General features: G+C 44.8%; 9 protein-coding genes. 6 read left to right on the forward strand and 3 right to left on the reverse strand.

The annotated features are described in order from the left end of the window. Positions 1-106 precede the first annotated feature (106 nt). The 3 genes from HGH92_RS30930 to HGH92_RS30940 are packed head-to-tail and all read right to left on the reverse strand — an operon-like array spanning position 107 to position 4521. Positions 107-2509: a TonB-dependent receptor domain-containing protein gene (locus HGH92_RS30930; protein WP_168874715.1), complete on the reverse strand. Its 2403-nt coding sequence runs from the start codon at positions 2507-2509 to the stop codon at positions 107-109. A gap of 57 nt (positions 2510-2566) precedes the next feature. Next, positions 2567-3850 (reverse strand): sensor histidine kinase, encoded by a 1284-nt coding sequence (locus HGH92_RS30935; protein WP_168874716.1) that lies wholly within the window; start codon positions 3848-3850, stop codon positions 2567-2569. After that, positions 3847-4521 (reverse strand): response regulator transcription factor, encoded by a 675-nt coding sequence (locus HGH92_RS30940; RefSeq protein ID WP_168874717.1) that lies wholly within the window; start codon positions 4519-4521, stop codon positions 3847-3849. Before HGH92_RS30940 ends, HGH92_RS30935 begins: the two co-directional genes overlap by 4 nt. Positions 4522-4685: 164 nt before the next feature. Between HGH92_RS30940 and HGH92_RS30945 the strand changes: the two genes are divergently transcribed. From HGH92_RS30945 to purE, 6 genes are all read left to right on the forward strand, one after another. Continuing rightward, entirely contained in the window at positions 4686-5111 is a 426-nt protein-coding gene (locus HGH92_RS30945) for a PepSY-like domain-containing protein (RefSeq protein ID WP_168874718.1), read from the forward strand. A gap of 58 nt (positions 5112-5169) precedes the next feature. Beyond that, entirely contained in the window at positions 5170-6411 is a 1242-nt protein-coding gene (locus HGH92_RS30950) for a TolC family protein (RefSeq protein ID WP_168874719.1), read from the forward strand. A gap of 9 nt (positions 6412-6420) precedes the next feature. Beyond that, the gene (locus HGH92_RS30955; RefSeq protein ID WP_168874720.1) at positions 6421-7341 is read left to right on the forward strand and encodes an efflux RND transporter periplasmic adaptor subunit; all 921 of its coding nucleotides are present in this window, start codon (positions 6421-6423) and stop codon (positions 7339-7341) included. Between the two features lie 5 nt (positions 7342-7346). Then, complete coding sequence (locus HGH92_RS30960; protein WP_168874721.1) at positions 7347-10400, forward strand: efflux RND transporter permease subunit; 3054 nt, start codon at positions 7347-7349, stop codon at positions 10398-10400. 100 nt (positions 10401-10500) lie between these two features. Continuing rightward, entirely contained in the window at positions 10501-11619 is a 1119-nt protein-coding gene (locus HGH92_RS30965; protein WP_168874722.1) for a 5-(carboxyamino)imidazole ribonucleotide synthase, read from the forward strand. A 4-nt stretch (positions 11620-11623) separates the two neighbouring features. Continuing rightward, on the forward strand, positions 11624-12121 hold the full coding sequence (gene purE, locus HGH92_RS30970; protein WP_168874723.1) for a 5-(carboxyamino)imidazole ribonucleotide mutase: 498 nt from the start codon (positions 11624-11626) through the stop codon (positions 12119-12121). The last annotated feature ends 13 nt before the right edge of the window (positions 12122-12134 follow it).

The raw sequence follows: 12134 nt of genomic DNA on the forward strand, positions 1-12134 counted from the left end.
ACAACCCTTATTTAAAACCAGGCACAGCCTCGTTTTCGGGAGTGTTTCTTTTCCTGGTATATCACAGTCCAGGGCTTTGGGACATCCCATTGTATAACGTAACGGCTTAGAATTTATAGTTGTACCCTATCCTGAACACTTGTGTTTCCTGGTAATCCGTACTGGTATAGGTGAACCCGTTACCTGTCACATCACGTTTAATGCGCAGTGTATTGGCGATATCAGTAGCATTTACAAAGAATTCGTTTCTACCTATGATCTTTTTGGCGCCCATATCTATGGAGAAACGGGAGTAAATTTTCCCCTGTGGAACAATATCAGGTGCCAGGTAAATGATGGTAAGCTGTAATTCTATTTTTGATGGCAATTGAAACATACTGTTGAGCTTTATATTACCGGAAAACGCTTCCTCGCGGGGGGCGGTGTACCGGGTTGGTTCCGGATATCTGTTGAGTACGGTAAAACCTTCTATTATGTTTTTATAGCCGTTCATGTTTAATTGCAGGCTGGCCCATCTGCTGAGTTTTTGAGACAGGGTTATTTCCAGGCCGGATTGGTAGCTTTTTCCGGCATTCTGGAATACATTGTAGATCAAATTACTGTTACCCACGGTGGTGCCTATACGGGAAATGGTAGCATCCATTCGTTTATGATACAGGGCAGGATATAGATAGCCACTGTGCCAGTTGGTTTTGTAACCCAACTCAAAGGTATTGGTAAACTGTGGCCGCAGCTCCGGATTACCTACCTTAATGATTTCCGCATCGTCATATTTAGGGAAGATACGGATATCTACCTCATTTGGCCGGTCCACCCGGCGATTATAGAACATGGTTAATTTATTCTGTTCGTTCAGGCGATAGGCTAACCGGATATTGGGAAATGGCTGTATATAATGGTACCCGTTGCTGCGATAGGTGTTATGCTGCGGATTTACTTCATACTTGAGATCTACATATTCTACTCGCATTCCGGCTTCTATCTCAAAGTCCTTGTTTTCAAATACGAACATACCATATAGAGCAGGAATGATTTCTCCGTAATTGGCCCAGCCACCGGCGGTGGTATCAAGCGGGGAATGCAGCCCTGGTTTAAATTGCATGTTAGTCGGAATGTAGCGGCGACGGAACTTAACGCCTCCTTCAAAGCGCCCAAAGCGCAAGGGATGTATGTAATCCGCCGTTAGATCGGCTACATGTTCGTCTGAAAGTAATTTAAACGAATCTAGCCCGGTATAGGCGGGCATGATATTGGTGAAAAAATACTTTTCGTCTTCTCGGTGAAAGGTATAGTTCAGGTTCATCTGCAATACTCGTCCTGGTTGTTTAAATTGATGCTGCCAACCTGCGGAGAAGGTGACGGTAGTTTTCAGTTCATCCTCCAGAAACTGCCACAGGCGTTGTCTTTCGGATAGGTCGGCATTAAAGAATGGCTGATCGCCCCGGTCGAGGATTTTTTCACTACTAAACAAACCAGAAATAGTAAACAGGTTTTTATCGTCTGGTTGCCAGTCTATACCTGTCTTGCCGGTAATGATGTTGGTAGTTCTGTTTCGCTTCACCTGTTGAATGACGGGCTCTCCATGATCGTACCATTTTTCAGTAAATTCATTTTTATTGAGGGTTTGGGTGTACAGGTTGTCGCCCTGAAAGAAGAAATTGACTTTGTTTTTGCGATAATTGAGGGATAGGGAAGGGTTAAATTTAGGCGTAGCTCTATACTGTGGGCGAATATCCGGTAAGTTTTCTCTCTTTTCCCATAGCGCCCCTAAACCGGTGGCGAGGCCCACTTTGCCGTTGAAGCCTTCTTTTTTTTCTTTTTTGTAGATGATGTTGATGATACCTGCGTTTCCGTTGGCGTCATATTTTGCTGAGGGGTTATTGATGATCTCAATTTTAGCAATGGCAGAAGCCGGAATATTATCCAGTCCTGACTGGCCGCCCATACCGGTAAGCGCGGTTTGTTTGCCATCTATCAGTATCATTACCTTATCACTGCCGCGCAGTAATACTTTTCCATCCTGGCCAGCGGTAACACCAGGCAGATTTTTCATGGCATCCAGTGCTGATCCGCCAGCCTGACTAATGTTGGCAGCCGGGGAGAATGTTTTCTTATCCATTTTCTCGCTTACCTCATCTACCTTGCCAGTGACAACCACTTCGTTTATGCTTACTTGTGAACGCTGCAAGGATATATTACCCACAGATAGGAAGTTGCTCAATTGTCCAGCCAGTAAAGGCTGCCATTTGGTGTGATATCCAAGGCAGGAAAATTTAAGAAGATAGTTTCCGGGGGCTATGTCTGCTATACTAAAGCGGCCTTCCTCAGCAGTAATAGTACCGGATATAAACGTGCTGTCGGACGCCTTATGAAGTGTCACATTTACAAATGCCAATGCAGCCTGGCCACTTGTATCCTTTACAATTCCCGATAAGGTGACGGTGTTTTTCTGTGCCTGACTACAAAGGCCTGTAAAGACTAATAGTATCCCGCTGATAAATCGTTTCATCCGTTCAATTTTTATGATACAGGCAAAATTGAACAACGATTTAGAAGAAATTTGGAATCATGCCCATTGAATGCTGAATAAATGAAACCCATTTTCAAAGCGGTAGTGTTCCTGCCAGCCATATAGTTGACATACTTCGTGGATAATTGCCAGTCCCAGTCCGGTACCGGTGGAATGGCGGCCTGACAACCCAAATCTCCGGAACAGGTGATCTGTATCCAGGGCTTCGTTACCTGTATTGGCCATTACGAGACGGCGCTCATCCAGGGAAACCTGAATGGTGCCGCCGGATTCGCTATACCGGATAGCATTCATAAACAGATTGGTGAGCAATATTTCCAGTAGGGTTTTATTGGCAGAGAGTTGCAGGGGCCTGGTAATATTCAGTTGTACCTGTAGCTGTTTATCGTCCAGGAAGTCTTGTAGGAACGTTACGTAATCTTCTATCAGAACAGGCAGATCTAGTAGTTCCTTTTCCGGAAACTGGCTATTTTCAATTTTAGCGAGTAACAGCAGATTTTTGTTCACCCTGGTCACTTTAGCCAAAGCCTGATGTGCCTGATCAATGATATCAGATTGGTCCTCCGTCATAGGTTTGCTTTGATGTAAGAGGTCCAGCTTGAATTTGATCACAGACAAGGGTGTTTGCAATTCATGAGAGGCATGTTGGATAAACTCCTTTTGCTGTTGATAGCTGGCGATATTGCCTGTGATCAGTTTATGGAGGTGGTAATTGAGCGTTTCAAATTCTGCTATGCCGGTATGATCAAAATGGATTTCCTGCGGTTTATGCAGGTTAAATGACTGAATCTTTTCTAAACTGTTATAGAAGGGGCGCCACAATCGTGCTGCAATGCGCCTGTTGATGAATATAAAACCTCCCAATAAAATAAGAAAGAACATGACAGTTACCACCGCAATGGCCATAATGGTTTCATGACTTTCTTCCATATTGGTTTCGAGCGTGAGCCGGAATGGCTTACCGTTGACGGAGAAATAGGTAATGAGCCCCTGAAAACGATCTGTCCCCTTGGCGGGAATGTATTTATTTTTCCTGTATATATTATAGGTGGAATCCGGTAATAAAGACGCTGCCGGCTGCAACTGCGTTTCGGGGCGTAGTTTATTCCAGAGCGCGACGCTTGCGGCTAATTCCTTGTCAGAGAGAGATAACGACTGAAGATTTTGTTTGATAGTTTCACTTACAATGAGGTTATGTTCCTTCAGTTCATGCTCCCATATCAGGTCAACAATCACGTAATAGGCCGGAATGCTGCCTGCCAATACAATACCTGCATAGAGGATAAATATCTTCAGCGATTTGTTTAATAGTTTACTCATACTTCCCATTTATATCCCGTGGCATAAACGGTTTTGAGGTAATTGCCGCAGCCGGCTTCATGGAGCTTTCTTTTAAGATTTTTGATATGTGCGTATACAAAGCTATGGTTATCGAGCATATCTGCGATGTCGCCTGAAAGGTGTTCTGCCAGTGCGTTTTTGGAGATAACCCTGTTTTTATTGCCCAGGAAATAGATGAGCAGGTCAAATTCTTTCCGGGTAAGTAGTACCGGTTTATCGTGAATATGCACCGTTTTGGCGAGGAGGTCTATTTGAAGCTCTTCCTGCTGAAGAATGTTGTTGTTTTGGAATGAACGTCGTCTGATCACGGAATACACCCTGGCTGCCAGTTCCGGCAGATGAAAAGGTTTGGCCAGGTAATCGTCTGCCCCGATTTGGAGCCCCTTTATTTTGTCATCGTAGGAATCCCTGGCGGATATAATGATGACCCCTTCCTGTTGTTGCCTTTTTTTGATTTCTTCCAGCAGTTGAAGTCCATTGCCACCTGGTAGCATGAGGTCGAGTAATATGCACTGATATTCGTATATACACAGTTTCTCCATTGCCTGCTGATAGGTGGCGGCATGTTCACATACATAACTCTCACCGGATAAATACCCAATAACGCTCTGCGCCAGCTGTAGTTCATCTTCGATGATTAATACCTTCATGTGGCAAAAGTAGGTTTCAATTTTGAATTTTTTCTGAATTAGGGGAATCTTAAATTATGTGTATAATTTTTAATGTGTCATTTTGTGCGCGATAGGCGGCATAGTCCTTATGCTACAGAAATTAATCAGAATTTGCTTATAATTTTAGGTTAAATTCACAGACCATGAAAACGTATGTATTGTTAGGATGCATGATATTCAGTGTATCTGCATTCGCGCAGAAGATTAGCCAGGACAAAGTTCCTGCAACTGTTAAAGCTGCATTTTCAAAGAAATTCCCCAATGCTGCGGCTGTTAAATGGGAAATGGAAAAAGGAAATTTTGAAGCGGGCTTTCAAGACAACAGCCAGCATTTTTCAGCTGTATTTGACGCGAAAGGAGGATGGCTGGAAACAGAAACAGCGGTTCCTGCCACTGCACTGCCCATGGAAGCAACCAATTACATAACCAGTCACTACAAAGGGGCGAGGGTAAAAGAAACCGCAAAAATTGTGAAATCGAACGGAGTGGTAAATTATGAAGCAGAAATTAACGGAAAGGATGTAATATTTGATGACAAAGGGAAATTCCTGAAAGAAGAAAAGGAATGATCCGCTAATCTGCACGTGTAAGAAGTCCTTCAGTAGTAGATTTTTAAAAAAGAGCGCTATGAAGCAGCCGGGCATTTCTTTTGTGCTTATTTTCTATTTTATAACGGCGCATGCCCAGGTGAAAGACTTGCATTATTACCTGGAGAAAGGCAGACAAAATAGTCCGCTACTGAAGGATTATCAGAATCAAGTAAGATTGTCGCAGGCAGATAGTCTGCGCCTGCGTGCCGCCTATGGGCCACAGGTAAATGGCGTGAGCAATAGTACTTATGCTCCGCTCATTCATGGCTACGGGTACGATAACGCCATTACCAACGGAGGCCAGATAAGTGCCCTGGTAACTGCTACCAAAGAGTTGAATGGAAAAAAGAACCTGAATAATCTGTTGTATGGGATCGACTTACAGAACCAGAGTGTCCGTAATACAGCCAGAATTTCAGAACAGGACCTGAAAAAAAGTATTGCATCGCAATATATCGTCACGTATGGCGACTGGGAGCAATACAATTTTAATGATAACGTGCTACATCTGCTAAAAGAGGAGGAGGTTATTCTGAAAAAGCTCACCGAAACCGGTACTTACCGGCAGACAGATTATCTTACCTTCCTGGTGACCCTGCAACAACAGGAGTTGCTGTTAAAACAATTGCGGACGCAATACCAGGTCAACTTCGGGCAGCTGAACTACCTTTGCGGTATTATAGATACCGCTTTTACCCCTCTGGCAGATCCGTCATTGAACCTGGATAACCTGCCTTCCCTGGAGAATACGGTGTTTTATCACCAGTTTGAGATAGACAGCCTGAAGCTGCGAAATACAGATGCCGCTATTGATTTGTCTTACCGGCCTAAAATAAACCTGTATACGGATGGTGGTTTTAACTCCACTTTAGCCCTTGATCCCTACAAAAATTTTGGCGTCAGCGCCGGCGTAAGTTTAACAGTTCCCATATATGACGGCCGACAGCGAAAAATGCAACATAGTAAGGTGGCCATTTCTGAGGAAACGAGAAAAAATTATCAGGATTTTTTTTCCCGCCAGTATTATCAGCAAGTACAACAGCTTATGCAACAGTTGGCATCTACATTGGAGCTCATTGACCAGGCTAATAAACAAATTGACTACGCCAACGGTCTGATGCAAGCCAACAGAGTATTGTTGGTGCATGGAGATGTCAGAATAGCAGATTATGTGATTGCCATCAATAACTACCTGAATGCAAAGAACATTATTACACAGAATATTGTCAATAAATATCAGTTAATTAATCAGATTAATTACTGGAACAGCGCTAATTGATAATTAATTATGAAATTATCTGCTTTGCTCATCGCCACATGGTTCCTACTGACAACCGCCTGTTCTCATACGGCCCCGGCCCCCGGAGAGCAAGTAACACCAACAGGCACCCCTGTCACCGTTTCCTCTCCTGAAAGAGGGACGACAGAAGACATCGTGGAGCTAAACGCCACAGCCGCTTTCCTCTTGAAAACAAATGTAAAAGCCTCTGCCAATGGTTATCTGCAAACGTCGAACATAAAAATCGGACAGCATGTAAACCGGGGACAGGTATTATTTTTACTGAAAACAAAGGAAGCCGAAAACCTGGGGAACACCATCAACAAGCTGGATTCCTCTTTCCGCTTTACAGGGATTATTCCGGTGAAAGCTACCGGTAACGGCTATATTACCCAGCTGGCCATCCAGGCCGGCACTTATGTTCAGGATGGAGAACAATTAGCCACTATTTCAAACGATAACAGCTTCGCATTTATTCTGAGCCTGCCATATGAACTAACCCCGTTGATCCCCGCCAATCACCGCGTTGCGGTGACCTTGCCGGATGGTCAGCAATTGCCAGGTGTAATGGAAGCAGCGTTGCCCATTGTAGATTCTGTTGCACAAACGCAGAACTATGTAATCAGGGTTGCTCCGGGCAAACTCATTCCTGAAAACCTGATCGCAAAAGTGCGGCTCATTAAATCAATGAAAGCGAATACGATACTTGTTCCCAAAGCAGCCGTACTTTCCAACGAATCGCAAAGCGAATACTGGATCATGAAAATGAAAGACAGCACTACGGCGGTGAAAGTGCCTATCCAAAAAGGACTGGAAACCGGTGGTAAAATAGAAGTGTTGTCTCCTGCGCTCACCATACAGGACAAAATACTCATCAGTGGCAACTATGGCCTTTCAGACACCGCGACTGTCACCGTTATAAACAAGTAACCGGTATGAAGAATTTTCTGTCCGCCCACAAAAACTCGATAATGGTACTTCTTGTGATTATCATCGCAGGAGGATTGTTTGTCTATGGGAAAATACAATCGGCCCTTTTTCCCGAAATTACCTTCCCCAAAATAAAGATCATTGCAGATGCTGGCCAGCAGCCGGTCAATAAAACGATGATCACCGTTACCAGACCGCTGGAGTTGGCGATAAAGCAGGTGCCAGACGTGAAGACGATCCGCAGTATCACCAGCAGAGGCAGTTGCGAAATATCCGCCTTCATGGATTGGAAGGCCGATATCAATATCAGCCAGCAGCGTATTGAATCAAAGATCTCAGAAATTAAAAATGTATTGCCATCCGATGTACAGATCAATGTGGAGAGGATGAATCCGTCTATATTGCCGGTAAGCGGCTACACCATAGAAAGTCATAACCGGTCGCCCATCGACCTGAAATACCTCGCCACCTATACCATTAAACCCTTTTTATCACAGGTGGAGGGCGTTTCCGAAATCCGCATCATTGGTGGCAAGAACAAGGAATACTGGATACAGCTGGACATGCAGAAGATGAATACATTTGGAATTACACCAGACATCGTTAACACCGCATTGGCTCAAACCAATTTTATTAAGTCCAATGGCTATCTTTCTGATTACCGTTTATTATATCTTACTGTTACGGACGCTGTGATAGACACTAAAGAGAAGCTCAATAAACTGGTGATCAGTAACAATGGAAGGCGTGTGGTAACAATGGAAGATATTTCGGCGGTGGAAATACGGGAAGCCAAAGAATATATCAAGGTAAATGCGAATGGTAGAGAAGGTATACTGGTGGCGATAATCAAGCAGCCTAATGCCAACCTGGTTGACCTGTCTGACCGCATGGCATTGAAGGTCGCAGCCCTGAAAAAGATACTTCCTCCGGATGTAAAAATTTCGCCCTACTATATACAGGCCGAGTTTGTAAAAAATGCTATTAAGAGTGTAACCGATAGCCTATGGGTCGGATTGCTGCTGGCCATCATTGTAGCGGTACTGTTCCTTCGTTCACTGAAAGCCAGTACTACCATTCTTATCACTATTCCTGTGACCCTCCTGCTTACGTTGATCGTATTATATACTACCGGCCAGACTTTTAATATTATGACGCTGGGGGCTATTGCGGCGGCCGTGGGGCTGATTATTGACGATGCCATTGTAGTAGTAGAACAAATACATCGCACACATGAAGAACATCCCGATAAACCAACTACCGAACTGATACCACAGGCTATAAACTACCTGTTCCCCGCTATGGTGGGTTCTTCCCTCAGTACAATTGTGATCTTTCTGCCTTTTCAGCTGATGACGGGTGTGGCCGGGGCATATTTCAAGGTGATGACCAATACCATGATCGTTACGCTGGTATGTTCTTTCCTGGTTACCTTGATAGGGCTGCCAGTCATTTACCTGTTACTGACCAACCAGCGAAGAGAACGAAAGGCAGCGGAAAAAAAGCTCGCCGGGCACGATGTGAAAAAACAGCGCTGGGTGACCTGGTTCATTGCCCGGCCATGGATCAGCGGGCTATTCATAGCAGGGATAATAGTGACGATCGTATTGATTGTGCCGCGACTGGAAACCGGATTTTTACCGGAGATGGATGAAGGCAGCATTGTGTTGGATTATAGTTCTCCACCGGGTACGTCTCTGGAAGAAACAGACAGGATGTTGCAACAAGTGGAAAAGATTATAACCAGCATTCCCGAGGTGGCGGCATATTCCCGGCGTACCGGCACTCAGATGGGGTTCTTTATTACGGAGCCCAATAAGGGAGACTATCTGATACAGCTCAGGAAAGACCGTAAGCTGACCACCAACGAGGTCATAGACGCTATCCGTAAACAAGTAGAAGCCACCCAGCCCGCTTTGCGTATCGACTTCGGACAGGTAATAGGCGATATGCTGGGCGATTTGATGACCTCTGTGCAGCCTGTGGAGATAAAGATCTTCGGGAACGACCAGGAACAACTGAAAGCGTTATGCAGGCAGATAGCTGCAATTGTTGGTAAAGTACCCGGCACCGCGGACGTATTTGATGGTATTGTGATAGCCGGTCCCTCTATTAGTATGGAAGCCAACAGCCGCTTGCTGGCCCAATACGGAATTACACCCGCCAATTTGCAGTTTCAGCTGCAAACGGCGCTGGAAGGCAATGTGGCTGGCGCTGTATTTGAAAAAGAACAGTTGTCTCCCATACGGCTGATATATCCGGGTAGCCGAACGCTGAACGTATCGGAGCTTGACAGGCTACAGATATTTTTACCGGATGGAAAGCTACGCCCATTGTCGGACCTGGCAACTCTCCGTTTCAATAGTGGAGAGGCTGAAATCACACGGGAGAATTTACAGTCCATGGGAATTGTCACCGCCAGGCTGGATAACCGCGATTTGGGCTCGGTTATGCGGGAGATCAGCCAGGAGGTGGAAACAAAGATATCGCTGCCACAGGGGTATAGCATTGCATACGGCGGGGCCTATGCTGATCAGCAGCAATCCTTTAACGAATTATTATTAATTCTGATTACTGCCAGCCTGCTCGTATTCGGTGTTATCCTTTTTCTGTATAGGGATTTTGTAGATGCGTTGATTATCCTGATGGTGGCTGTGCTAGGTATAGGCGGCAGTTACATCGCGCTTTATATTACTCATACACCGCTGAATGTTGGCAGCTATACCGGGCTGATTATGATAGTGGGAATTATTGGCGAGAATGCAATTTTTACATTCCTGCAGTTTAAAGAATCGATGATGCATACTCAGCAGGCAGATGAAGCGATTGTATATGCCATCTCCACACGCCTGAGGCCCAAATTGATGACGGCACTGGGGGCTATTATTGCGCTAACACCTATTGCCCTCGGGATTGGAACGGGAGCGCAGTTGCATCAGCCACTGGCAATCGCTGTAATTGGAGGTTTCATACTCGCATTACCATTGCTGTTAGTTGTGTTGCCTAGTTTGATGCACTGGAGGCATAGTCGAAAAGGTGGTCGGTCCGAAAATACTTAATCTGGTTAATAGTAGATTAATCTTATTTAATTTATTTGTTATAAGTAATAGTACTACTATCATTTTAAATAGTTTTATATCTTTGCGGCAATTAACGATTATGCTTGAAAATTTGAAAATAGGAATTTTAGGAGGAGGGCAGTTAGGGGCTATGCTTATGCGGCATGCGATAGATTTTGGTCTCCGTGTTTCGATTATGGACAAGGACCCTCATGCGCCTTGCTCACATTATACTTCTTCTTTTTTTTGTGGCGATCCGGCTTCTTTTGAAGCGGTTTTGGAGTTTGGTAAAGATCTTGACGTTATTACAATTGAAAAAGAGGCTGTAAATATCAAGGCTTTACGCCAGCTTGAAAAGCAGGGAGTAAAGGTTTTTCCGTCACCCGATACCATTGAAGTAATACAGGACAAATTTATACAAAAGCAGTTTTTGCTGTCACATAACATACCGGTAGCGCCCGGAGAGGCCGTACAGGGTAAAAATGATCTGTACCAGTATGAAAATAAGCTGCCTGTTTGTCTGAAAAAGCGCCGCGACGGGTATGATGGCTATGGCGTTATGGTCTTGAAGACTAAGGAAGATATTGAAGCGGCATTTGATGCGCCCTGTGTAGTGGAAGAATTAGTGGACATTAAACACGAGATTGCTGTAATCGTCGCAAGAAATGAAGATGGCGCTGTAGTATGCTACGATCCCGTAATGATGGCGTTTTCTGAAGATAAGTTCATACTTGACTACCAGATAGCGCCCGCCCAGATAGACGAAGGGATATTAAAAGAGGCTACAACCCTCGCTGAGAAAGTTGCAGACGCGCTCCAGCTGGTTGGTATTCTTGCTGTGGAAATGTTTGTTACAAAAGATAACAGACTTTTGGTAAATGAAATGGCACCAAGGCCGCACAACAGCGGTCATCACACTATAGAGGCCAGCACTACCTCACAATATGAACAATTGCTCCGCGCCATACTTGGATTGCCATTAGGCGCCACCGGGCTTCATTTCCCGTCTTTGATGCTGAATGTGCTGGACAATGATGCATTGAATGCTGACAGACCGGGAAAACTGAAACGTTTGTTAGACGTACCAGGCGCTCACCTTCACTGGTATGGCAAAGAGGGCAGAAGAGCAGGCCGGAAAATCGGGCATGTGACAGTCACAGACAATACAATTGAGAACGTTATTGCAAAAGCGGAATTAATACGAAAAATTTTAAACTAAAAATATGAAACAGGTAGAGGTGGGCATTATCATGGGAAGTAGTTCTGATGCGCCTATTATGCGTCAGGCAATAGAGGTGCTGAAGAAGTTTGATATAGGCTATGAGTTTAGCGTTGTATCGGCACATCGTAGCCCTCAAAGAATGTTTGAATACGCAGCTACTGCTGAAGAACGTGGCCTGAAGATCATCATCGCAGGTGCCGGTGGCGCAGCCCATCTCCCAGGTATGGTTGCCGCTATTACTACCTTGCCGGTAATTGGAGTTCCTATTAAGTCTTCAAATTCTCTCGATGGCTGGGATTCCCTTTTATCTATAGTACAGATGCCGGGAGACATACCGGTAGCCACAGTAGGCGTTAATGGCGCACGGAACGCGGGGTTGCTGGCTGTACAGATTTTAGGCACAAATAACAGCACGATCAGGCAAATGTTGGCGGCGATGAAGAAAGAGAACTACGAGAAGGTGATCAAGCAAAATGAAACTTTAGATCAAGATGCATAGAAAGTTTAAGGCG

This window comes from Chitinophaga varians (genome assembly GCF_012641275.1).
Classification (GTDB): Bacteria; Bacteroidota; Bacteroidia; order Chitinophagales; family Chitinophagaceae; genus Chitinophaga; species Chitinophaga varians_A.

Excerpts from the sequence above, each read along its gene's own strand:
- HGH92_RS30930 (WP_168874715.1), bottom strand. The coding sequence starts at position 2,509 with ATGAAACGATTTATCAGCGGGATACTATTAGTCTTTACAGGCCTTTGT.
- HGH92_RS30935 (WP_168874716.1), bottom strand. The coding sequence starts at position 3,850 with ATGAGTAAACTATTAAACAAATCGCTGAAGATATTTATCCTCTATGCA.
- HGH92_RS30940 (WP_168874717.1), bottom strand. The coding sequence starts at position 4,521 with ATGAAGGTATTAATCATCGAAGATGAACTACAGCTGGCGCAGAGCGTT.
- HGH92_RS30945 (WP_168874718.1), top strand. The coding sequence starts at position 4,686 with ATGAAAACGTATGTATTGTTAGGATGCATGATATTCAGTGTATCTGCA.
- HGH92_RS30950 (WP_168874719.1), top strand. The coding sequence starts at position 5,170 with ATGAAGCAGCCGGGCATTTCTTTTGTGCTTATTTTCTATTTTATAACG.
- HGH92_RS30955 (WP_168874720.1), top strand. The coding sequence starts at position 6,421 with ATGAAATTATCTGCTTTGCTCATCGCCACATGGTTCCTACTGACAACC.
- HGH92_RS30960 (WP_168874721.1), top strand. The coding sequence starts at position 7,347 with ATGAAGAATTTTCTGTCCGCCCACAAAAACTCGATAATGGTACTTCTT.
- HGH92_RS30965 (WP_168874722.1), top strand. The coding sequence starts at position 10,501 with ATGCTTGAAAATTTGAAAATAGGAATTTTAGGAGGAGGGCAGTTAGGG.
- purE (WP_168874723.1), top strand. The coding sequence starts at position 11,624 with ATGAAACAGGTAGAGGTGGGCATTATCATGGGAAGTAGTTCTGATGCG.